The 22,756-nt window shown below is 57.4% G+C and carries 26 protein-coding genes; 23 read left to right on the forward strand and 3 right to left on the reverse strand.

Annotated features, from left to right (window positions below; genetic code table 11):
* Positions 1 to 284: 284 nt before the first annotated feature.
* The 19 genes from EPN93_09905 to EPN93_09995 all read left to right on the forward strand — a co-directional run bounded on the left by EPN93_09905 (position 285) and on the right by EPN93_09995 (position 16,164).
* Positions 285 to 1,058 (forward strand): hypothetical protein, encoded by a 774-nt coding sequence (locus tag EPN93_09905; protein ID TAL35576.1) that lies wholly within the window; start codon positions 285 to 287, stop codon positions 1,056 to 1,058.
* A gap of 6 nt (positions 1,059 to 1,064) precedes the next feature.
* A complete protein-coding gene (locus EPN93_09910; GenBank protein ID TAL35577.1) occupies positions 1,065 to 2,063 on the forward strand; it encodes a tetratricopeptide repeat protein in 999 nt (332 codons plus the stop codon).
* 233 nt (positions 2,064 to 2,296) lie between these two features.
* Positions 2,297 to 3,319, forward strand: coding sequence for a rod shape-determining protein (locus EPN93_09915; GenBank protein ID TAL35578.1), 1,023 nt, complete (start codon positions 2,297 to 2,299; stop codon positions 3,317 to 3,319).
* Positions 3,320 to 3,360: 41 nt separating this feature from the next.
* Positions 3,361 to 4,227: a rod shape-determining protein MreC gene (gene mreC, locus EPN93_09920; GenBank protein ID TAL35579.1), complete on the forward strand. Its 867-nt coding sequence runs from the start codon at positions 3,361 to 3,363 to the stop codon at positions 4,225 to 4,227.
* Positions 4,224 to 4,724: a rod shape-determining protein MreD gene (mreD, locus tag EPN93_09925; GenBank protein TAL35580.1), complete on the forward strand. Its 501-nt coding sequence runs from the start codon at positions 4,224 to 4,226 to the stop codon at positions 4,722 to 4,724. Before mreC ends, mreD begins: the two co-directional genes overlap by 4 nt.
* A 3-nt stretch (positions 4,725 to 4,727) precedes the next feature.
* A complete protein-coding gene (gene mrdA / locus EPN93_09930) occupies positions 4,728 to 6,578 on the forward strand; it encodes a penicillin-binding protein 2 (GenBank protein TAL35581.1) in 1,851 nt (616 codons plus the stop codon).
* Positions 6,553 to 7,869 carry a rod shape-determining protein RodA gene (rodA, locus tag EPN93_09935; GenBank protein ID TAL35582.1) on the forward strand — a complete coding sequence of 439 codons (1,317 nt, stop codon included), beginning with the start codon at positions 6,553 to 6,555 and terminating at the stop codon, positions 7,867 to 7,869. Before mrdA ends, rodA begins: the two co-directional genes overlap by 26 nt.
* 338 nt (positions 7,870 to 8,207) lie before the next feature.
* Complete coding sequence (locus EPN93_09940; protein ID TAL35583.1) at positions 8,208 to 8,558, forward strand: hypothetical protein; 351 nt, start codon at positions 8,208 to 8,210, stop codon at positions 8,556 to 8,558.
* Positions 8,559 to 8,636: 78 nt separating this feature from the next.
* Complete coding sequence (locus EPN93_09945; protein TAL35584.1) at positions 8,637 to 9,104, forward strand: hypothetical protein; 468 nt, start codon at positions 8,637 to 8,639, stop codon at positions 9,102 to 9,104.
* Positions 9,105 to 9,309: 205 nt separating this feature from the next.
* On the forward strand, positions 9,310 to 9,522 hold the full coding sequence (locus EPN93_09950) for a hypothetical protein (GenBank protein TAL35585.1): 213 nt from the start codon (positions 9,310 to 9,312) through the stop codon (positions 9,520 to 9,522).
* Positions 9,519 to 10,220 carry a 7-cyano-7-deazaguanine synthase QueC gene (gene queC, locus EPN93_09955; GenBank protein ID TAL35586.1) on the forward strand — a complete coding sequence of 234 codons (702 nt, stop codon included), beginning with the start codon at positions 9,519 to 9,521 and terminating at the stop codon, positions 10,218 to 10,220. Before EPN93_09950 ends, queC begins: the two co-directional genes overlap by 4 nt.
* Positions 10,217 to 10,951, forward strand: a complete 735-nt coding sequence (locus tag EPN93_09960) for a ComF family protein (protein ID TAL35587.1) — start codon at positions 10,217 to 10,219, stop codon at positions 10,949 to 10,951. Before queC ends, EPN93_09960 begins: the two co-directional genes overlap by 4 nt.
* Positions 10,952 to 11,033: 82 nt before the next feature.
* Positions 11,034 to 11,363 carry an anti-sigma factor antagonist gene (locus tag EPN93_09965; GenBank protein TAL35588.1) on the forward strand — a complete coding sequence of 110 codons (330 nt, stop codon included), beginning with the start codon at positions 11,034 to 11,036 and terminating at the stop codon, positions 11,361 to 11,363.
* Positions 11,360 to 12,361: a polyprenyl synthetase family protein gene (locus tag EPN93_09970; protein TAL35589.1), complete on the forward strand. Its 1,002-nt coding sequence runs from the start codon at positions 11,360 to 11,362 to the stop codon at positions 12,359 to 12,361. Before EPN93_09965 ends, EPN93_09970 begins: the two co-directional genes overlap by 4 nt.
* 38 nt (positions 12,362 to 12,399) lie before the next feature.
* Positions 12,400 to 12,621, forward strand: coding sequence for a tetratricopeptide repeat protein (locus EPN93_09975; GenBank protein ID TAL35590.1), 222 nt, complete (start codon positions 12,400 to 12,402; stop codon positions 12,619 to 12,621).
* Between the two features lie 11 nt (positions 12,622 to 12,632).
* Entirely contained in the window at positions 12,633 to 13,049 is a 417-nt protein-coding gene (locus EPN93_09980; GenBank protein TAL35591.1) for a polymer-forming cytoskeletal protein, read from the forward strand.
* 225 nt (positions 13,050 to 13,274) lie between these two features.
* A complete protein-coding gene (gene amrS / locus EPN93_09985; GenBank protein TAL35592.1) occupies positions 13,275 to 14,270 on the forward strand; it encodes an AmmeMemoRadiSam system radical SAM enzyme in 996 nt (331 codons plus the stop codon).
* Positions 14,271 to 14,342: 72 nt separating this feature from the next.
* Positions 14,343 to 15,725: an RtcB family protein gene (locus tag EPN93_09990; protein ID TAL35606.1), complete on the forward strand. Its 1,383-nt coding sequence runs from the start codon at positions 14,343 to 14,345 to the stop codon at positions 15,723 to 15,725.
* A gap of 7 nt (positions 15,726 to 15,732) precedes the next feature.
* The gene (locus tag EPN93_09995) at positions 15,733 to 16,164 is read left to right on the forward strand and encodes an archease (GenBank protein ID TAL35593.1); all 432 of its coding nucleotides are present in this window, start codon (positions 15,733 to 15,735) and stop codon (positions 16,162 to 16,164) included.
* On the opposite strand, the gene EPN93_10000 is transcribed toward EPN93_09995, so the two are convergent.
* Positions 16,165 to 16,974, reverse strand: coding sequence for a class I SAM-dependent methyltransferase (locus tag EPN93_10000; protein TAL35594.1), 810 nt, complete (start codon positions 16,972 to 16,974; stop codon positions 16,165 to 16,167). It lies immediately after the preceding gene.
* Positions 16,955 to 18,457 (reverse strand): hypothetical protein, encoded by a 1,503-nt coding sequence (locus tag EPN93_10005; GenBank protein ID TAL35595.1) that lies wholly within the window; start codon positions 18,455 to 18,457, stop codon positions 16,955 to 16,957. The genes EPN93_10000 and EPN93_10005 overlap by 20 nt, the downstream gene beginning before the upstream one ends.
* A gap of 143 nt (positions 18,458 to 18,600) precedes the next feature.
* Between EPN93_10005 and EPN93_10010 the strand changes: the two genes are divergently transcribed.
* From EPN93_10010 to EPN93_10025, 4 genes are read left to right on the forward strand one after another with little or no spacing between them, the layout of a single operon-like run.
* Positions 18,601 to 19,374: an ABC transporter permease gene (locus EPN93_10010; protein TAL35596.1), complete on the forward strand. Its 774-nt coding sequence runs from the start codon at positions 18,601 to 18,603 to the stop codon at positions 19,372 to 19,374.
* 10 nt (positions 19,375 to 19,384) lie between these two features.
* On the forward strand, positions 19,385 to 20,146 hold the full coding sequence (locus EPN93_10015) for an ATP-binding cassette domain-containing protein (GenBank protein ID TAL35597.1): 762 nt from the start codon (positions 19,385 to 19,387) through the stop codon (positions 20,144 to 20,146).
* 16 nt (positions 20,147 to 20,162) lie between these two features.
* Positions 20,163 to 20,849: an MCE family protein gene (locus EPN93_10020; GenBank protein ID TAL35598.1), complete on the forward strand. Its 687-nt coding sequence runs from the start codon at positions 20,163 to 20,165 to the stop codon at positions 20,847 to 20,849.
* 7 nt (positions 20,850 to 20,856) lie between these two features.
* Positions 20,857 to 21,729 carry a glycosyltransferase gene (locus tag EPN93_10025; protein TAL35599.1) on the forward strand — a complete coding sequence of 291 codons (873 nt, stop codon included), beginning with the start codon at positions 20,857 to 20,859 and terminating at the stop codon, positions 21,727 to 21,729.
* Here the strand turns inward: EPN93_10025 and EPN93_10030 are convergent.
* The gene (locus EPN93_10030) at positions 21,668 to 22,753 is read right to left on the reverse strand and encodes a hypothetical protein (GenBank protein TAL35600.1); all 1,086 of its coding nucleotides are present in this window, start codon (positions 22,751 to 22,753) and stop codon (positions 21,668 to 21,670) included. The genes EPN93_10025 and EPN93_10030 overlap by 62 nt on opposite strands.
* Between the last annotated feature and the right edge of the window lie 3 nt (positions 22,754 to 22,756).

A 22,756-nucleotide genomic window follows, 5' to 3' on the forward strand; every position in this document is an offset into this window, starting at 1 on the left:
ACGACAGCCTGGCGGCTTGTTTTAAGCTTTGCCGCCGCAAGGGCGATATTCACGAAGACGATGTGGCTCATGTTTATAGAAGTGCGAAGCATTCCGTATCCTCCGGGACAAAGGCGTCCAAAGTGGATACGAATGGGGAATGAAAAATATGAACGGTTTTCCCGGCTATGATCCGGGCGCCCGAAAAATAATTCACACCTGGCGGGTGGGCGAGGGGGCCAATTGAAAAGTTCTTGACACCCCGGGTTTTCGCGCTAGCCTGCGTGCAGTAATTGGAAAAAAACATGGCGCTCTACATAGCACTCATACTCGTTTCCGCCGGCCTGGGGCTTATCCTGTTCGCGCTGTTCGCCGAAAGCGGCAGGCGCTATTCCCTTCCGGTACGCGACCGGTTCGTTCCCAACTATGACCTCGCCGATTCGGGGGGACGCGCGGCACCCGGTTCGGAAGGGCGGGCCGCCCGCGACGTGCGCGATGACAAGCTCCTCGACCCGGACGATTACCTGGTGACGACAAGGCGGGACCGGCCCGTAGAGTCACCCGACCTCGAGCTCTACGGGGAACCGCAACTCGTCGACCTGGATGAGCCGTCATCCGGCGAACATAAGGGTATCCTCGACGAGCTTGAAGGCGAATTCAGCCGCGAACACGCGCGAGAGTCCCTGACGACCGAAGCGCCGCAGGTGGCTCCCGAGGAATCCGCAGCGCCGGAGCCGCCGGTTCAGTCGAATGTCGCGTATCTTTACGAGGATTCGTCCGAAATAGTGGATTACGAACAGAATACAAACGTCATCGATCCCACCATGGGGCAATATAAGCGTCTCAAGCGGGTGGGAAAGGGACTCGTCCAGGTGGTCAAGGATGGAATCAACTTCCAGATAGGAAAAAGCATGTTTCGCTTCGACTTCTACAAGATCGAGAAGGCGAAGGTCGGTGATAATTTTATCGCGCTTTTCCTCAGGGGCGGCAGCACGGTGCGCCTCCTCATATTCGACGAAAATTCGCCCGCGCGCATCGAGGTGAAGAAGGGCATCGAGAGCTATTTTTCCGCCGCCTGATACCGCATGTATTACCGCTATAAATCGAAAACCAGGAACAAGAAGATCTATCGACTCGTGTCGATAGTATTGATCGCGGGCACCCTCGTGGTCCTTGGATACCAGTACCGCACCTACGTGCTTTTCTGGAGGTTTACCACCACGAGAATCATGCAGCGCATGGATCAGGCGCGCGGCGTCACCGATTCCCGTGAACGCGAAAGACGATTCCGGGAGCTCCAGGCCATAAGCGGCGATTACCTGAAGGAGAATCAACTTTCCGCGGAGGCATACCGCATGCATGGCGAGGTGCGGTTTCAGCTGGGTCAATCCCTCATCCGGCAGTTTACCGACCTCATCATCTATGAAGGGGGCGACTTCAACGTGGGGGAAAAGGCGGCTGCCGAGTTCATCGAGGCCGTAAAGTACCTGAAAAAGGCCGCGGCGCTTGCTCACGAACCCCTTCCGCCCGCTTCCGCGCTTATCATGGCGCGTGCGATGTATTACAGCGGCTATATCTCCCGGGAGGCGATTTTCGCCCGCCTGGCCAAGGTGGATGTGAGCGAGGGATTTCCCACGATCGAGGATGCGCGTTTCTATGCCCTCATGCATATTCTGAACGGCAGGGAGGAGCATGGTATCGAGATATTGCGAAAACACGGGAAGATTTCGGAATCGATCGAGGGGCAGCTGTTCCTGGCAACCGCGCTTTCAATTGCGAAACGCTACACCGATGCCATAGTTCAGTTCCAGGAGGTGCTCAGGAAAGAAACTTCTGTCCAGGTTCAGAAACTGGTATATATAAATCTGGGACGGATTTATCTGAACCAGGCCCTGCACAACGAGGCCCTCGCCCGATTCAACGACGCGCTTGCGCTCGATGACAAGGATTTCAAGGTGAAGATAATGATGGCCCGGACCTACAGCGCAATGGGAAACAAGGCCAAGGCCCGGGCGATTCTGGGCGAGGTTACGGCCGTCGACGCGGGCAACGAGGAAGCCCGTAAGCTTCTTGGCACAATGTAGACAGGAGAACCGTTTTTTCCGAAATCGCCCCCGCCTCTCCGAAAATTGCGTGATTATCGCTTGACAAAATATGCAATTCTAATAATAGAAATGACGAGGAACATTGAATTTCTTCAATTTCCCCGCGAAATTCCCTAAATTTCTATCTGAATAATCTCGGATATAACTCGAGGGAAATGCGCCGTTCACACCGTTTATTGCAAGTTTTTACGATCTTAAGGAGAATCGGAGTCATGTTCAGTTCATTTTATGGAATGTTTTCTAACGATATGGGAATTGACCTGGGCACCGCAAATACCCTGGTGCACGTTAAGGGACAGGGTATCGTACTCTCGGAACCCTCGGTTGTAGCCGTACAGAGCGGCACCGGCAAGGTGCTCGCAGTGGGACACGAGGCCAAGCGCATGCTCGGTCGTACGCCCGGAGATATCGTTGCGATACGGCCCATGAAGGACGGTGTGATCGCCGATTTTGAAACCGTTGAAAAAATGATCCGCTATTTTATAACCAAGGTACATAAGCGCAAAACGCTGGTTCGGCCGCGGGTGGTGATAGGCGTCCCCTCGGGTATCACCGAGGTCGAAAAGCGTGCGGTCCGCGAATCCACGGAGCAGGCGGGCGCGAGGGAGATATTCCTGATAGAGGAAGCGCTCGCAGCCGCGATCGGCGCGAATATTCCCATTCATGAGCCTGCGGGCCACATGGTGGTGGATATCGGCGGGGGCACCACCGAGATTGCCGTGATTTCACTCGGGGGCCTTGTGATCGCCGACTCCGTGCGCATCGCCGGCGATGAGTTCGACGAAGCGATCATAAAGTACATGCGCACCCAGTACAACCTGGTCATAGGCGAGCGTATGGCCGAGGAAGTGAAGTTTCGCCTTGGCAACGCCTTCCCCGAGAAGAAGGTGGAAGCCATGGAATTGAAGGGCCGGGATGCCATATCGGGCCTCCCCCGGACACTCGAAATCGATTCGTCCGAAATACGCAAGGCGCTCAAGGAGCCGGTAGACCAGATTCTGGACGCCCTCAAGCGCATCCTCGAAAAGACCCCCCCGGAACTTGCCGCCGACATAGTCGAACGGGGTATCGTCATGACGGGGGGGGGCTCGCTTCTAAAAGGGCTCGACAAGTATATCAGCAAGGAAACCGGCGTTCCCGTCATCAGGGCGGAAAACCCGCTCACCTGCGTTGTGCTGGGCGCCGGGAAATTCCTGGAGGAACTCAAGAACCTCTACAGGGCGAATCTCAAATAACAGCGCGCCAGTGCGTCGCCTGTTTCATGTAAGAGGAAGCGGTGGAATTTTTCATACGTCATAAATCGATTGTGGTGTTCGTCCTTTTTTTCCTCTTCTGCATCATCTCGCTGTCCGTTCATACTTCCCCGCTGACGCTCTCCCTGGAGGGAATGGGCAGGGCTTTCATCACCCCATTTCAAAAGGGCTATAACGGAGCCCAGCAGAATGTGCGCAAGCTGTGGGCCGGGTTCACCGAGCTGGGCGACGTGCGCGATCAACTGCGGCTGACACGCGAAAAGCTCCAGCACTACGAAGCCGTCGCCGAAGAGGTCAGCGAAATAAAAAAGGAAAACGACCGGCTGCGCAAGCTTCTCGACATGCAGAAGCGCGTTACCAACGATTCCATTGCAGCCATTATCATTTCGAAAGACCCGGACAACTGGTTTCGCACCATCGTGGTGAACAGGGGAAGCTCCGACGGTGTACGGATCAACATGCCGGTAATCGCGTACGTGGGTGAGGAAAAAGCGGTCGCGGGAAAGGTAGTGGAGGTCCGCGGATCGGTTTCGGTCATTGAGCCGATAATTTCCACGGGAATGAAGCTTGGCGTGATGCTGCAAGAAAGCAGGTTTCCCGGGCTTCTTTCAGGGTATGCGGCGAACTCGAATTTCGCCATCATCGATTATATCAATAAATCGGCGGCCATTAAGCTTGGCGACGTGGTCGTGACTTCCGGGCAAGGGGGGATTTTCCCGCAGGGTATGCTCGTGGGAAAGGTTATCAAATCCTTCGTTTCCGAGTCGAGCCCTTATCAGCGCGCCATCGTCGCCCCCATTGTCAATTATAATCAAATTGAAGAGGTCTTCATCATCAAGAAGGAACCGGATAAAGAGCTGATGGAAGTAATGGGGAAGGTGGAACCATGATATTCGTGTATATCTTCACCGCGCTTCTCCTTGTCATTTCTCTCATTATGCAGGCGCACACCTCTTTCGATGTGCTCCGTATCGCGGGCATCAAGCCGGATTTGCTATTCATCACGATCGTGTACTGCGGATACAGCTTCGGGTCGTTTTACGGAGAGGTGACGGGGTTTATCGGGGGATTGCTCCACGATGCCGCTTCGCATTCACCGCTCGGCCTGCTCGCGCTTCCCAAGTTCGTAGTGGGGTACATAGTGGGCTTTTTCGGCCGTTCCGTGTTCAAGGGCACCATGATAACCGTGTTCATCCTGCTGTTCGCGGCATCGTTCGTCAAGGGGGTGCTTACCCTGGTGTTGTGTTATATCTTTTCGGAAGCCACCGCATCGTCGGTGTTCACTATTATTTTCCCTGAAGCGTTTTACAATGCGCTCCTCGCCCCGCCGCTCTTCTTTTTATTCGACAAGATTTTTGAAAAAGAACTCGAGCGGGAAGGTTACTAGACTATGCCCGCCACGACCCTGCATGCCAGGATGTACGAGGCATTCAGGTCCAGGATGCTCGTTTTCCTGGGGCTGGTCGCCCTCGTTTTCGGGGTGTTCCTCATCCAGTTGGTGAATCTCCAGATAGTACAGGGCGAAAGCTACAAGCAGAAATCGCGGCAGAACATGGAGAATAATATCCCCATCGCCGCGCCCCGCGGCGAAATATACGACCGCAATTTCGGTCCCGAAAGGAAAGGCGTGGTCATAGCCTCGAGCCGGGCCGCCTTTAATATCAGCACCATTCCTGCGAGTTTTAAGAGCCCCCAGGAGATGCGCGATTCGCTCAAGCCGCTCTGCGCACTGCTGAAGGTTTCCTATGATGACCTGATGAATGAAATCAAGGGAAAGAACCCTTACGAGCGCGTCACCATCAAGGAAGATACGACACTGGATACCGTTATCACCATCGCGTCGCACCAGCATCGCTTTCCGCATGTGGACTGGCAGGACGCGCCTATCCGGGTTTATAATTATGGAAGCATATTCTCGCACGTGCTCGGGTATATCGGCAGCATCAGCCCGGACGAATATAAAAGATTGAAGGAGTCCGGCTACCGGCATTACCAGAAGATCGGGAAATCCGGACTCGAGAGAGAATATGACGCCGAACTGCGCGGCCTGGACGGATACTACAGGCGGATCGTCGACGTGCGCAACCGCATGGAGGGAGAAGAGATAGGGCTGCAGCCGGTATCGGGGAGCAACCTTGTCCTTACGATCGATTTTGACGTACAGAAGGCCGCGTATGAAGGGATGAAAGACATCAAGGGCGGCGCCGTGGTGATAAAGCCCGCGACCGGAGAGGTGCTTGCCCTCGTGAGCCAGCCCGATTTCAATCCGAACCAGATTATCTCGAAGAATAATTCAAAAGTGCTGGATGAGCTTTCGAAGGACGAAAACCGGCCGTTTTTAAACAGGGTGATTCAATCCAAGTATCCGCCTGCGTCCACGTTCAAGCTGCTTACCTCCATCGCGACACTGGAAGAGGACAAATGGAATCCCGAACAGACCTACCACTGTCCGGGGAAGTACACCTTGAAGGGGTATATCGATCGCGATTTCTACTGCTACGAGGCGCATGGTACGCTCGATATGTACTGGGCCATCGCGAAATCGTGCTCCGTTTATTTCTACCAGTTGGGGTACAAGATCGGACCTTCAGCCATGATCAGGTACGCCGAATATTTTGGGCTGCAGGATAAAACCGGCATCGACCTCCCCGGGGAGATCCCCGGTTTTCTGCCCTCCAAGAAATGGAAATTGAAGACCTTCGGCCAGCAATGGTTTGACGGCGACACGATCAATATGGCGATTGGCCAGGGATTTGTGAACGTAACGCCGATAGAAATGGCCGATCTCGTCTGCGGAATCGTGAACAACGGCGTGATAATGAAGCCGTACATCGTAAAGGAAATGGTCTCCCCGGACAATAAAAAGGTGATCAGGCGTACGAAGCCCGAGATGATCAGGGAAATCCCGCTCTCCCCGACCACTGTCGCCACGCTCAAACAGGGGATGAGACTCTCGGTCCGCAACGGCACGTCACAGCAGCTCGCCTATCTTCCCACAGCCGTAGCGGGCAAGACGGGAACGGCGCAGACAAGATCGCAGCGGCGCGAGGACGCCTCCCAGCACGCCTGGTTCGTGGGCTTCGCCCCCTTCAACGGGGAAATCGAGGATACGGTCGCGGTCGCGATTCTCGTGGAATACGGCGTGACGGGGGCCGCGGCGGCCGTGCCGGTAGCGGAAAAGATTTTCGCGACACTTCAGAAACAGGGATATTTCAATGCCCAGCAAAAACGAGATTTATAACATAGACTATGTTCTCGTGTTCGCGGTGATCATATCCGTATGCATCGGCATACTTATGATTTACAGCGCGGGGTTCGACCCCATCGACAAGGTTAACAGCGGCCTGTTTAAAAAACAGATCATCTGGTTCCTCGCCGGGGCCACGCTCATGATGGCGTTCGCATTCCTGAGCTATCGCTACCTGGGCGATTACTCGATTTACATCTATGGGCTTTTTCTGTTCTTAATCGTGCTCACGCTCGCGTTCGGGAGGCCGGTGCGCAATACGAAGGCGTGGCTGAACTTCGGGCTTTTCTCGCTGCAGCCCTCTGAATTCATGAAACTCGGCATGGTGATTATCCTTGCGAAGTACCTTGAACTGCGGGAGAGGGACATGCACAATCTCCGTGAGCTCTTCATCCCGTCCGTGCTCATGGCGGTTCCCGTGATGCTGATCCTCATGCAGCCGGACTTTGGAACGGCCGTCGTGTTTGTGCCGGTCCTGTTTACCATGCTTTTTCTCGGGGGGGCCGACGTATCGCACCTTCTATCGGTCGTTTCGATCGCCGTGATCGCCACGGTAGTCCCCATGGTCATCACCTACCGCGAATGGATCGGGGCCGAAGGATCAAACCTGCTTCTCGAGTTCTTCAAGGATCCCAGGCTCATTTTTGCGGTAAGCGCGATCCTCCTGGTCATTTCCATCGCGGCATTCGCCCTGAATTTCTTTTTAATCAAGAAATACTACCGTCGAGTCTACGTGTCATCATTCGTGCTTTCGGCCGGGCTGTTGTTCTCGGTCGTCATACAGCGTTTCCTTAAAGACTACCAGAAGAAACGCATCCTGGTATTTCTCAACCCGGACCTCGACCCGCACGGTTCCGGTTACAACATAATCCAGTCCAAGATTGCAATCGGCTCGGGCGGCGTCGTCGGGAAGGGTTTCCTTGCCGGTTCGCAATCGCAGCTGGGGTTCCTCCCTGAAAAATCCTCCGACTTCATCTTCCCGGTAATCGCCGAAGAATGGGGGTTCGTGGGAGCCCTCGTCATAATCGGCCTCCTTGCCGTGATCGTGTTGAGGGGTATCCAGATAGCAATGGAAGCGAAGGACCGGTTCGGGTCGCTCCTTGCGGCGGGGATCGCCTCCATTTTCTTCTATCACATCCTGATAAACGTCGGGGTCGTCCTGGGCATCATGCCCGTCACGGGCCTTCCCCTGTGTTTCGTCTCTTACGGCGGTTCCAACCTCCTCATGTCCATGATGGCGGTCGGGATACTCATCAACATCCAGACGAGAAAATTCTCATACTGACTTCCCTTTTATCTTAACGGCCCGCACGGGGCCGGCAGTCCTTTGCGCTTCGATCGGTCGTGAACCGCGTTCGAATCTGCGCCCAGGTCCAGGGTATTATACATCCATTTCATGCTATTGTAGACGAGACATAATAATTTATGAAAAAGTATTGCATTTTATAATATTGTATCGCGTTAGTATAAGGGGGCGGTTGTGCGTATCTATTAAATACCGCCCCAGAAAACCGAATGATAATAATTATAGTCCTCTTAGTGCTCCAGATATCCGTAGGGAGCCATATATATTTTCTGATCCAATACGTATTAAAAAAGGAGCAGAAACACCTTAAATGGTTTGTGAATACCGCGATCAGCAACATTTTAATTGCAGGGATTCTCACCGTCATTGCCCTGTTCCGCCCCGACCTTATCCGAAATTTGAACCTTCTGCTTTTATTTTGGGTGATGACCGGGGTATTAATGATGGCAATGCTTTTTGTGAAGCTCAGGATAATAAGAAATATCGTAAGGAGGAGCAGAGACCCCTCAAATTATCACCTGAACTATTTCGGGAAGAAGGTGCTTCATGAAAATGTCGTGCAACAAGGCGAGCTGGTGACCTTTTTCGTCACCATTCCCTTCTTCCTGATGGCAGGGGCTTATTTTTTGGCCCGCCTGACCAATCTGCTTCTCTATGGCCGATTATAGGATTTCAATGGGGAAAGAACCGGCGGTACAAATCCGAATTAATCGAGCCGCGCGAATCAATCGCGCCCGGGGGTGAAGTTGATTTTTCTCGCAATTCCCACCCTTCTATTACTTTTACAGATATCCTTTTTTTTACATATCTATTTTTTATTCCAGTTCGTCCTCAAGCGATCGAAGAGGCACCTCACCGGGTTCGTCAATACCGCAGTAAGCAACATGTTAATCGCGAGCGTACTTACCGTGCTTGCCATTTACCGGCCCGATCTCATCCGTGAAATCGACGCATTGAAGATATTCTGGCTTATGTCGGGGGTAATCATGCTCGCCATGTTGATTACCCAGGCGGCGGTGATGCGCGCCATATACCGGAAGGCGCAGCAGCCGGAAAACTACCACTATAATTATTTCGGAAAAAAGGTGCTGCACCCGACCGTCGCCAGCGGGGGAGAGGTCATGATTTTCTTCTTTTCGGTTCCCGTGCTGCTCGTGAGCGGCGCATATTTCACGGCGAGGCTGATAAACCTGCTGATGTATGGGAGGCTTTGAATGCATGGACGGATGCCAGCCAGGGGGCCACGCGACGGCGCTCATTGCCCGGCACGGTTAAAAAATGTTCTCGCTTTTTCAGATAAATTGGTATAATAGTAGAAGGACAACACTACAATGGAGGTTTCTTATGCCGCTCATTACCGACAAAGTCAAACTGAATGCCGAAAAATGTAAAAAGTGCGCGTTCCTGAAGATAAGGAATATGAAAATACAAAAGAGCAGTGTGCTCTACGATGAGGCAGTTCTCACCATCGAAGGCGTCTATCGTGCGAGCTGCACAATGTGTCCCTTTTCGGAGGATTTCCAGAAAATCTACGGCATGAAGCCTTATGATTATTACCCCATGAAGAACGTGGTTAAAGAGGTAGAGAAGGCCAAGGACAAAAAGAAAGAAAAAGAAATGACCTCGAAATGAACCACGCGTCAGGGCTTGTTCTGCTCAGCGGGGGTATTGACTCCTCCACGGTGGCGGCGTTCGCCGTGGGGGAATGCGCGCAACTCGCCGCACTTACGTTCAGGTACGGCCAGCGTCACGAGCTCGAGATCGGATCGGCGCGACGGCTGGCCGATGCGTTCGGTATCCGCGAACACGTAATTATCGACGTCCCCGCCCACATTTTTTCCGGGACTGCGCTCACCGGTTCGGAAAGGCTGGACGTCCCCAAGGAGCGCGCGATCGACGATCCCGCCGACATCCCCGCGACGTATGTCCCCGCGAGGAATATACTTTTCCTTTCATACGCCCTTGCGTACGCGGAATCGCGCTCCATCCCGGATATCTATATAGGCGTGAACGCGCTGGATTACAGCGGCTACCCGGACTGCAGGCCGGAGTTCATCCGGAAATTCCAGGAGATGGCCAACGTGGGAACAAAGGCGGGGGTGCAGGGCCGCCCGTTTCACATCCATGCCCCGCTTATCTCGATGAAAAAATCGGAGATCATTCTCCTGGGAACCAGGCTGGGGGTGGATTATGCGCTGACCCTCAGCTGCTACGATCCGGCGCCCGACGGCGCGGCCTGCGGCTCCTGCGACAGCTGCGTCATCCGCAGGCAGGGATTCCTGGATGCCGGCGTATCGGACCCCACCCGCTACGCGAGTCGGCCGCAATGAACGGCACGCGGCTGCTGCAGCGGGCGCAGGATTTCCTCTCGTACGTTTTTCCTTCACGATGCGCCGTGTGCGGAGTGCCCGTCTCCATTCGCGATCGCGACGCGTGTCCCCGCTGCCTCGCATCGATCGAGCGGGTGCGGGACGGCTGTCCACGGTGCTGCGGGGCGATCATAGACGGCGAGTGTACGGTGTGCGGGAACCGGGCATTTTACCCGGACAGAAATATCTGCGCGGGGGAATACAGGGGGACGCTCGAAACCCTGATCCGTGGCTACAAGTTCGGGAAACGCGCGCGGCTCCATGCTCATTTGAGCGACCTTGCGTACGAGGCGCTGGGCGCCCCGGGACTCGCATTCGACTGCGTGAGCGCCGTGCCGATGGACGGGAAAAAGCGCTGGAAGCGCGGCTTCAACCAGTCCGAGCTTGTAGCCCGCGCCCTGGCGAGAAGGCTGGGAATTCCCTACCGCGACCTCTTGAAGGAGCGGCCTGGTTCCTTGAAACAGAAGGAGATGCGCAGGACCGACAGGTTCATAAACGTGCTCGAGCGGTACGAAGTGGCGCGCGCCGACCTCGTGGCAGGCAAAAACATCCTTCTTGTGGACGATATCCTCACCACGGGGGCGACCCTCAATGAATGCTCCCGCGTGCTCAAAGGCTCGGGCGCCGGGGCCGTTTATACCCTCACGATTGCCCGCGCGGGCATAAAAAAGCTTGAAAACCTGCTATTCTGAATATATAATTGCCCTTGGATAGTCTTACTGAGCGCACCGCAGCGCGCCCGGGCGCAGATACTTACCGTAATGGAGCTCACCAATGAAGAGATTCTCACATGACGCGGTTGAAGTGATCGTTCTGGACGGCAGAATAGACCAGGATGCGTCCGAAGAGCTCGAGAATCATCTTCAAGAATGCATTGGGGCCGGCCTGTTCAATATTTGCGTGGACATGATAAACGTGAAGCATATCTGCAGCTCCGCGCTGGGGGTGCTGGTAGCCATCAAGCGCAAGATCAAGGACAAGGACGGGGATGTTAAGCTGGTCATTGTCAACGACAACCTGCTTAAGCTTTTTCAGACAACAATGCTTGACAAGGTATTCGAGATATTCGAATCTCAGCGTGAGTGTATCAACGCCTTCGATTGAACAGTTACGATATGCGCCACGACCTGAGATTTGAACTGGGCGAAATAGTAAAACCCATAGAGCACCACCTGAAAAGAGTCGACGACGAAATCCGCCGCCAGCTTTCCACGGGTATCCCCATTCTCGATGAAAGCGCGTATCACCTTTTCGAGCGGGGCGGCAAGAAGATCCGCGCATCCCTCATCATCCTGTCGAGCGGGCTGGCCGCACCCCCCACCGACCTGGTCATCGAGCTCGCGGCGGCGGCGGAAATCGTGCATTGCGCGAGCCTCATCCACGACGACATTATCGATCAATCGAGCGTGCGCAGGGGCGTTCCCACGGTATCCGCCAAGTGGGGCAGCCGCGTGGCGGTACTCACCGGCGATTACATGTACACGAAGGCGCTGGGCATTGCGGTGGGGGACCAGGGACGCGATGTGTTTCCCATTCTTGTCGCGGCGACGAGCGATATGGTAAAAGGAGAGCTTTACCAGCTCGAATACTCCTCCATCGATCGAATCACGAAAGAGCACTATCTCACCATTATCGAGCTTAAAACCGCGCGATTCATGGCGGCCTGCATGAAGCTGGGCGCGGTCCGGGGAGGAATGTCCCCCGAGCTCGCGGATACGCTGTATACGGCGGGATTGAACCTGGGATTCGCATTCCAGATCGTGGATGATGCGCTCGATGCGGCGGGAAGCGCCGCGGAGACCGGCAAGGACAGCGGGAACGATTTCCTGGAGGGGAAGATCACCCTGCCGCTCCTGCACCTTCTCGAAAAATCAAGCGCCGCCGAACGGGGAGAGCTTTCTTCCTTGGCCAAGAATCCCGATCCCGCGCGATGGGAGACCGTGCGCAGGAAAATACGCGAATCGGGCGCCCTTGAGTACTGCCATTCGGTAGCGGAATCCTATACCGGGGAATTCGGCAAACACATGGAGACGGTTCCGGATTCACCGTATAAGCGGATAATTTTAAATCTTGCCAAATTTTTGGTTGAAAGAAATTATTAATGGGACATGATGAAGCATTCCCTTTCCATGGAGGGCGTATGATCACGAAGGAAAAAGAAGAACTGCTGCACTACTACAACCTGGGGCTGACCGCCTACAAGCAGAGGAAGTGGGACGAGGCGATCAAGGCCTTCGAGCGTGCGTTGCAGATTGACCCCAAGGACGGGCCGTCGGATTTGTACGTCAAGAGGGCCAGGGATTATAAGCTTACCCCGCCGCCCGAGGACTGGGACGGCGTATTCACCATGACCACGAAATAAGCGGGAAGGGCATGTCAAAGAAAATCATACAGGTAAACAAGAACCCCGTTTTCGAGATCGGGATGATAGCGACCGTGTTCGGAAAGGACATGGAATTTTACGGGGACCTCTCGTTCAAAAAATCGCTCCAGATCAACGGTTACGTCGAGGGCGAGATCACGTCCGACGGTTTTTTGGTGATCGGGGACGGCGCGGTGGTGAAAGCCAACATCAAGGCGCGTACGGTCATCATCAACGGGACCGTGCATGGGAATATCGAAGCGACGGAACGGCTCGAGATACAGCCGACCGGAAAGCTCTATGGTAATATCCGCACGGCCAAGCTTAAGATCGCAGACGGGGTGACCTTCGAGGGCAAATGCGAAATGATTCGGCCCGCGCACAAGATCGTCCACAAGGAAGCGGAAGGCCGGCAGGAATCCGCGTAGCGCATCGGCGCGGCAATGCCCCGGCCGGACTTTTCTCACGGGTTTCGGCCGGCGGGATCATGTGCTCGCCGGTCAGGTAGACGCCCGCTTCCATCCAGTATATATTTCACTTATAGCTGCCAGCCCTCAGGGCGAAACTCTTCCGGGGGATTCCTTTCCCGGGGAATTGCGCATCGGACCCCATTACAACGGATAATTAAGGTAGGGCGCGCGTGAAGGAGCCATATGCACGAGGTGAAGGCGCGGCATTTTAATTCCCTGGCGGACGGGAAGGTGGAGTGCTCCCTGTGTCCGCATCTTTGCGTAATCGCCGACGGGCGGACTGGCATTTGCGGCGTGCGGAAGAACGTGCGCGGCGAACTGTGCACGACCATCTACGGCGAGATCACGGGGATGTCGATGGACCCCATCGAAAAAAAGCCGCTCTATCATTTCCATCCCGGGAGCTCCATACTCTCGATCGGCACGAAGGGCTGCAACTTCAAGTGCCATTACTGCCAGAACTGGCACATCTCCCAGGACGTCAACGCCCACTCGAACAGGTACGAACCGGACGCCGTGGTGAAGGCCGCGATCGATAACGGATCGGTGGGCGTCGCCTACACCTATTCCGAGCCGTTCATCTGGTTCGAGTACACCCAGGACTGCGCGCGGCGCGCGCGCGCGGCGGGACTGAAAAACGTGTACGTGACAAACGGTTTTATCAATCCCGGGCCCCTGGATGAGCTGCTGGAATACGCCGATGCGATGAACATCGACCTGAAGGCGTTCAAAGAGGACACCTACAAAAAAGTTCAGAAGGGGCGCCTTGCCCCGGTGCTGGATACGATCCGCCGCACGCACGGGCGCTGCCACGTCGAGCTCACCACCCTCGTCGTGACGGGCATGAACGACGACATGGACGAGATGCGCGGGATCATAGACTGGATCGCCGCGCTCGATAAGAACATCCCCTGGCACGTCTCCCGCTATCACCCGAGTTACAAGTATGACGCGCCCGCGACCGATACGGCGTTTCTGCGGCGCGTGTGCGAAGAGGCTTCGAAAAAGCTTTCCTTTGTGTATTGCGGCAACGTCGCCGGCGGGGCGGGATTCGAGGACACGAAATGCCCCTCGTGCGGGGCGACGGTCATCGAGCGCCGCGGCTACCGCACGAAGGTGACGGCGCTCAGGCAGGGGTCATGCGCCGCCTGCGGGCATGACCTGGGCATAATAGGCTGAGCCGTGAACACCGGCGCGCTCGTGAAAATCAACGACTACCTGTACGAGATACCGCGGGAGGCGAAGCCCGGTATGCGCGTGCCCGCACGGATATACGGGGACGATGCGCTAATCGCCGGCATGGACAACGCGGTGTTCGACCAGATCACCAATGTGGCGCTCCTCCCCGGCATCGTGGACGCGGCGATCTGCATGCCCGACGGGCATTCCGGCTACGGGTTTCCCATTGGCGGGGTCGCGGCGGTGGACCCGGACAAGGGCGTCATCTCGCCGGGGGGAATAGGCTTCGACATCAACTGCGGTATCCGTCTCATGGCGACCTCGCTCACGATAGACGAGGTGCGGCCGCGCCTGCGGAAACTGGTCGAGACGCTCTTCGCGCGCGTTCCCTCCGGCGTGGGCGAGGGCGGGGCGCATCCATTCAGCGACAGCAGGCTGGACGAGGCGATGGTCAAGGGGGCGCGATTCGCGGTCGAAAACGGGATGGGCACGCGGGAGGACCTGGAGTTCTGCGAGGAAAGGGGGAGCATTCGCGGCGCCGACCCGGAGGCCGTCTCGCAGAAGGCGCGCGACCGCGGAAGAAACCAGGTGGGAAGCCTGGGCTCCGGCAACCATTTCCTCGAGATACAGGTCGCGAGAAAAGAACACATCTTTGACGAGCGGATCGCGGCGGAATACGGCATATTCGCGGACCATGTGTACGTGATGATCCATTCCGGGAGCAGGGCGTTTGGGCACCAGGTCGCCACGGATTATCTTAAAAAGTTTCTCACGGTGATGGGCAGCCGGTACGGGCTCTCCATGCCGGACCGCGAGCTCGCCTGCGCGCCCTTTCAATCCCCCGAGGGACAGGCGTACTACGGCGCGATGAACTGCGCGATCAACATCGCGTTCCTGAACCGGCAGCTCATGATGCACGATGTGCGTGAGGCATTTTCGCGCGTATTCGAAAAAAGCCCGGACGCGCTTGGCTTGCGCCTCGTCTACGACGTGTGCCACAACACCGCAAAGCTCGAAAGGCTCACGGTGGGCGGGCGGGAGCGCACGCTGCTGGTGCATCGCAAGGGCGCGACGCGCGCCTACGCGCCGGGGATGCCCGATGTGCCGTCGCGTTATGCGAACTACGGACAGCCGGTGATCATAGGCGGGAGCATGGAAACCGGATCCTACGTGTGCGCCGGGCTGCCGACGGCCGGCGAGGCGTTTTTTACGACCGTTCACGGCAGCGGGCGGGTCATGTCGCGCACCCAAGCAAAGAAGCGTTTCCACGGGCGCGAGATCCAGAGGCGGATGGAGGAGCACGGTATCTACGTGTTGACCTCTTCCTACGCGGGACTCGCCGAGGAGGCCGGGCTGGCCTACAAGGACGTGGACCAGGTGGTGACCGCCGCGCACAGGGCGGGGCTCTCGAAACCGGTCGCGCGCCTTGAGCCCCTGGGAAACATCAAGGGCTGAGGGGCGGATGGGGTTCGAGATACTGGAAGGCGTCACAAGCGCCGACATCGCGTTCCTCGCCAGGGGGGCGTCCATCGAGGAGCTTTTTGGCGAGGCCGCGCGCGCGCTCATTTCCGTGATGATCGAAAATCCCGATACGATAGAAGGTACTCACGCGCGCCCGATCACCGCAACGGGTGCGGGAATGGACCTCCTGCTCGCGGGATTCCTGGACGAGATTCTATTTTACAAGGACGCCGAATCGCTTGTCCTTGTTCCCGGCACGCTGCAAATCAGGGAATCGGATGACGGATTTTCGCTCGTCTGCGAGGCCCGCGGGGAGAAGATCGTCCGCGGGAGGCACGGAGTGCTCGTGGACGTGAAGGCGGTCACCCTGCACCGCCTGTCGGTCGAAAAAGCGGGCGACGAATGGCGCGCAACGGTCGTCCTTGACGTGTGACTATTTCACCGCCTTCACCATGAGCACGACCCCAAAATGCCTGAGGAAGGGGAAGCGCGTGTTCGCTTTTTGCTCGAACCAGTCGGAGATACTGCGAAGCCGCGCGTGGAAGGCGCGGGGGACGATGATGTAATGCCAGGTCCAGCGCGTATGAAAATTCCACGGCGGCCGGAACTCGTGGGCGGTTACCGTGGTCTCCCTGAAATGCTCCCGACAGATTTTATTAATCTCCCCAAGCGTATAAAAGCGCATCCGGATGGGATCCTTGAGCCTGAAGACGTGAATGCTCACAAACTGCAGAAAAGCGAACAGCAGGTTTTCGGGCGCGAACCTCCCCGGCACGCGGATATAGGCCGTGCCGCCGTCGCGCAGGACACGATGCGCCTCCCTGAAGACCGCGCGCCCGTTTTCCTTAGAGAGATGCTGTAGCACGAGGAGCGAGTACACCTTGTCGAAACTCCCGTCCCTGAACGGGGTGGCGGTACCGTCCCCGACGAGGACCGCGGGGAGATGGCCGTTTTTCACGAGATGGGCCTTCGCGAGCCCGGCCATTTTGGTGGAGATATCCAGTCCCGTGGCGCGCGCCTCGCGGTCCATAACCGGCTTGAGTACGCGCCCCCATCCGCAGCCCAGGTCGAGCACGCGCTCCCCGGCTTCCACCGGGAAGGGCGGCGGCGCGTCGAGCAGGTCCCCGTAAAAATCTTTAAGAATAGCCTCGACGCCAAGCGTGATGAAGGGGGCGTCGATCATGGCACCCTCGTCCCACACGCGGACATATTCCCGGTAAAAATCATCGTTCTTGACGAGCACTGTTCATCCCCCGGCCTGTATTTTCTTTTTTCAGCGACGCCGCGTACTTGACCAGCGCCGACTGCACCGTTTCGTAGTTGTTGGCCGCGTGCCAGAACAGGTAGCCGTACGCGCCCGAGTCGTTGGAGGCCTTGACCTGTTCGATGATGTAGTCCGCGTTGAAGTTGGAAACGTGCCACGGGAAGGCCTGCAGCCACGGCCGCACCAGGCAGTCACCCGCGCGCTCTTTCACGCGCCGCGTTCCCTCGGCAATGAAAAAATAGGGACAGTCGGCGGGCTTGCCGCGGCCGTCGAAGTTGTCGTTGAAGTGCGAGGGGTAGAGCATGGGGGAAATGGCGTCGCAATGTTTCGCGAGAAGCTCGATCCGCTGGCCCGTGCTCCTGATATCGACCTCCTTGCCCCAGGCGACCACCCCGAATATGTCTATCGAAACGTTGCAGTTGCGCGCGGTGATTTCCCTGTAGGCACGCTCCAGGAAATCGGTGATCGCCTGTTCGTTGGACATCTTTCCCGCGTGGTAGCAGTAGCGCGCGTCCGCGATATCGCCCGCGGTGGGAAACCGTATATAATCGAACTGGATCTCGTCCACGCCCTTTTCCGCAAGCTCTATCGCAAGGCCGATGTTGTAGTCCTGTACGTCACGGTTCGTAGGGTCGAGCCAGTACTCGGGGTGCGCGCTCCACTGCCGTCCGCTGCTTCGCGAGCGGATGGCGAACTCGGGATTTTTCTTGTAGAGCAGGTGATCCTGGAACACCGCGATGCGCGCGACGGTGTAGAGCTTCTTTTCCTTGAGATCCCGGATGAGCCTTGTCACGTCGTCTATGGTCCTTCTTTCGTGGGTGTTGAATTCGATCGCCACCGGAGTGCGGCTGCGGTAATTGAGCACCCCGGTCACGTCCTTGGCGTCGAAAATCACCGCGTTGATTCCCAGCGGAATGTATTTGTCGAGGACGGTCATGAGCCGCTCGCTTCCCGCCGAGTTCCCGGTATAGTAGAGACCGCGGGTGAAGATGATCGGGGGTCGAACCTGGTTCCTCGCATCGACGCGCATGGACGGTAGTGAGTAGGGGATGTACAGCGCCGCCCCCTTCCGGATCGTATCGCCGCTTAGCCTGTTGTAATCCCTTATGCCGCGCTCCAGCTCACGCGCGGAGAAGCAGCAGGTGTAGCGAAGCGACGTTTCCGCAAGATCGCGGACCCTTGTATCGGCGGGCGCGCGGTAGAACAGCATGGCGCCCGCGTGAAGAAAGCCCTCCGGGAGGTTCCGGTACACGCGCTCGTCGGCCTTCTGCCGGAAAAATTTCGTGATGCGAAGCTGGCCCGATTGCAGTCCCAGCATCATCGCCGCCCGGGAGCCCGCCCCCGCGATGCCGTTCCCGATCTCGACGAGCCGGTCATAGTAGAACAGCATGTGCGCCTGCAGCGCGAAGGCGCACAGCAGCATGAAAAGTATTTTTCGTTCGCGGGTTTTCATGGCTCCCATGGGGTCCCCGCGCGCACGCGGAGAAAACGGATCTTGATCGTCGATTTTTGTTGCAATTTGCCTGCGCGTGTACGATTAATGTAACCATAAGGAATGAGCGGAATTAAAAATCAACCCAATTTTTCGGGACAGCCCGCGCGCCCATGAACTATCTTATCCAGAAATATAATTCACTCCGCGACGGTATTCGGGGATTCTACCGGTTCGTGCGATCGATCATATTTTCGCTCAGATCGATCCGCTACCTGCGCTTCCGCTCGATCTACACGATCATGATTAACCAGACGCGATTTACGGGGGTCGATGCGCTCCCCATCATTATTTCCATCGCCCTCATGCTGGGCGGGACCGTCATCATCCAGGCGACCAAGAATTTCCCCAAGTTCGGCATCGAGGGTTTCATAGGAAACCTGCTGGTCATCATCATCGCCAGGGAGCTCGGTCCCTTCGTCACCGCCATGATCGTGGTGAGCCGGTCCGGGTCGGCCATCGCCGCGGAGATCGCCACGCAGAAACAGAACAAGGAGATACTCTCCCTGGAGCTCATGGGCATCGATACGAGGCTCTACATAGTGTTCCCCAGGATACTCGCCACCATACTCGCGATACTTTCGCTCATCGTGATTTTCGACCTGACCGCGTTCGCCGGCGGTTACCTCATCTCGCTGTCCACGGTGTTCATCCCGGCGGGAATCTTCGTGCAGGCGCTTATCGACGCCTTCAGCTTCAAGGACCTGCTCATCACCGTGGTCAAGAGCCTGATATACGGGATACTCATTCCCACCATCTGCTGCTATTACGGGTTCATGCCGCGGTCCGATTTCCAGATTCCCATATTCGTATCGCGCGCGGTGGTGCGCACGCTGCTCATTCTTTTCGTCATCAACGCCCTCATTTCGGCGGTCTTTTATTTCTGACGGAGGGGGAATGGAGGAAAAGGAGCTCTTACGGATCGAATCGTTGTGCCTGCGGAAAGACTGCCTCCCGGAGGGGGCTTCTTTCACGCTCTCGGTGGTCACGGGCGAAAACGTCGTTCTGTTCGGACCCGAGGATTCCGGCATCGGCTCCCTGTGCCCCATCATCGCGCGGCTGGAAGACGAATTCGAGGGGGAGATATTCTTCAACGGGCGCTCCATCGAGAGCTTCGACTATTTCGAGGCGCATCAGTACCGCACGGCGCTCGGCTATCTTCAGAAAGATTACGGGCTCATCAATAACATGTCGGTGGAGGAGAACGTGCAGCTTCCCCTCCGGTACCATTCGCGCCTTTCCACGGCCGGGGTGAACGCGAAGGTCGACAGCCTTATCAGCGAGCTGGGACTCGAGCATTGCCGGACGCAAAGGCCCGTGTCACTCTCCAGCGCCGAGACGCTGCGCACCGCCTACGCGCGGGCGATCGCCCTCGATCCCGCGCTCATGCTCGTCGAGCACGCCCTGGAGGGACAATGCCTCCTGAACGTGCAGGTTTTCATGAACCACCTGAAGTTCTGGGCCGCGGAAAAGCACAGGGCGACGATATTCGTCACGTACGAGCCGGAAAGGTTTGTTGATTTTTCCAACAGGTTTATTATGCTGTACAGGGGCAGGGTGGTGTTCTCCGGGAACCGGGACGAGTTCCTTGAGCTGGACAACGAGTACCTTCTCCAATACCGGATCTCCTCCACCGAGGGACCCATGAAGAACATCTAGGACGTGCGAGGAAGCCATGAAGCTCGAAAAGAACGAATTGCGGGTCGCGATTTTCATCATTGTTCCCGTGGTGCTGCTGCTCCTCGCGGTCATGCTCAAGCTCGGGTATTCCATCGCGAGCTCGACAATGGACGTCTACCTCAAGATCGACAGCCTCACCTCGATCAAGGAGGGAACCCCGGTGAAGATCAAGGGCTACACGATCGGCCGCGTCACCGATATCAAGCCCGTATTCAAGCCGGCCCTCCATTTCCTCGCGGTCCTGCGCATTCAGAAGGAGATACAGCTTTACGAGGACTGCGGCGCGTTCATCTTCAACCAGAATATTATCGGCGACCCCATTATCGAGATACGCAATCCCGAGAAGAAGGGCGAGCCCCTCGTGGCGAACGCCGTCATCGAGGGGATCGAATACGGCAACCTGGACACCGTCGTGCAGAAGGTGAGCCAGCTGCTCACCTCCCTCAACAGCATGATCGGGGTGATCCAGGACATAACGCTCGAAAGCAAGGGGAACCTCCGCGAGCTCGTCGCGACGCTCACCAAGAGCGCGGGAACGCTCAACGATACCCTCATGAATTCCCAGAAGGACGTAATCGCCATACTGGGATCGTTCCGCGACACGGCGAAGACGATGAACCGGATTTCGGAGGAGCTCGAGAAGTCGCCCATGAAGTTCCTCTTCAAGGACAAGAAAGAATAGCCCCCGCATGCCCCTTTTTTCAGTCGTAATCCCGACATACAACCGCGCGGATCTTACGCGCCGCGCCGTCGCCTCCGTGCTCGATCAGGACTTTGACGATTACGAGCTCATCCTCGTGGACGACGGCTCCACCGACGGCACCCCCGCGCTGGAGCGTGCGTTCGCCGGGCGTCTCACGTACCTGCGCCGGGACAACGGGGGCGTGAGCGCGGCGCGCAATGCGGGCATACGCGCCGCGCGCGGGACGCACCTCGCCTTCCTCGATTCCGACGACCAGTGGCTGCCCGGGGCGCTCCGCGCGCACGATTCGTTCATCCGCGCCAATCCCGGCATACGCATCCACCAGGCGGAGGAAATATGGGTGCGCGGCGGCAGGCGCGTGAATCCAAAGGGCCGGCACCGGAAGCCCGGGGGCGATATTTTTCTCCGCGCGCTCGAGCTCTGCCTGGTAAGCCCTTCGGCGGTGGTGATGGAGCGCGGGCTCTTCGACGAGTACGGGATGTTCGACGAGGCGCTGCCCGTGTGCGAGGACTACGACATGTGGCTGCGCGTAAGCGCGCACGAGCGCGTGGGACTCATCCCGGAGCCGTTCGTGCTCAAATACGGCGGCCACCCCGACCAGCTTTCCCGGAGCGTGTGGGGACTGGACCGGTACCGCGTCTACGCGATTTTAAAGCTCTTGGGGCGGGGGGCCGATACGCTTAAGCCCGGATATGCGCGCGCCGCGCGGGACGTCGCGCGAAAAAAGTGCGGGATACTTGCGGCGGGTGCGGTAAAAAGGGGAAACCTTGCGCTCGCGCGCGCCGCCCAACAGGCGATCAGCGCGCTGGAAGATGGACGCTGTAGCAGTATAGACCCTGCGATCCTCGTGCGAGAATAAAGGGACCATCCATTATGGTGTGCAGGAACGATTCGCCGGCGCATGTCTTCGACAGAAGCGTGTCCCCCTCGTCGGTGAAGATCACGAGCTGGGCGTCCCCGTCGGCGCGGGGGTAGGAGACCGCGTAGACGCCGCCGGCGTGCGCGATGCCGGCGATGCCGGCCTTCTCCCGCGGTATCTCAAGCATGAAGTCCGGGTTGCCGCGCCTGGTGAATAAGGCGATCCGTCCGCCGTCGATCACCGCGAGCCTTCCCTCGGGGGTGATATGCATCGCGATGCGCGCCACGTGGGTGCGCGTGAGCTTCGCGACCTTCTCGCTCTGTTTGAGCGTGTTAATTATAACGACGCGGTCGCCCTTTTCCCCGCCGCAATGCATCGCCGCGTAGGTTCCGTCGTCCGAAAGCGCGACCGACTTCACCGGGGCGTTGTCGGGCGTGCGGCCCTGGGCCGTGATCTCGCCCGTCTTGCTGACAACCGCGTAGCTCCCGTCGAGAAACCCTATGCCCGCGTGATCGCTCCCCCGGGAGAAGGCGAACGAGGTTATGAACCTCCCCGAGACGCCCCCGGCGCCCACGGTGTTCCCGTTGTGGTCGAAGAGGCGCACCTGGCTCATGTCCGCGTTCACGAGGAGGACGAGCTCGCCGTTATACGAGAGGTGCGGATACTCGGCCGATTGTATTTTCCAGAACCGCTCCCCCTTCGCGCCGAAAAGCTCGATGTGGGAACCGGTCTTCTCGTAGGTCGCGTAAAACCTGCCGCTCCCGCTGCCGCTCAGAAGCTTTCCCGGGGCCGCGTTCCTGTACAAAACCGCGCCGGTCCCGGACAGGGTGAGCAGCGTGTCATCCACGGGAAGCGAGGCGAACACGGTTTTCTTCGCTTCCGGGTTGTAGGACCTCTCGATGTCCGTGGGGGCCTTGAGGGTGCCGTGCCACTCGCCCGTGATCACCGCGCCGCCCGCGGGCGTCCAGACCGGTACCAGCGTGAGAAACGCCCCCAAGAGGAGCCCCGCTAAAAAATACCACATGGC

Source organism: Spirochaetota bacterium (genome assembly GCA_004297825.1).
Taxonomy (GTDB): Bacteria; Spirochaetota; UBA4802; order UBA4802; family UBA5368; genus FW300-bin19.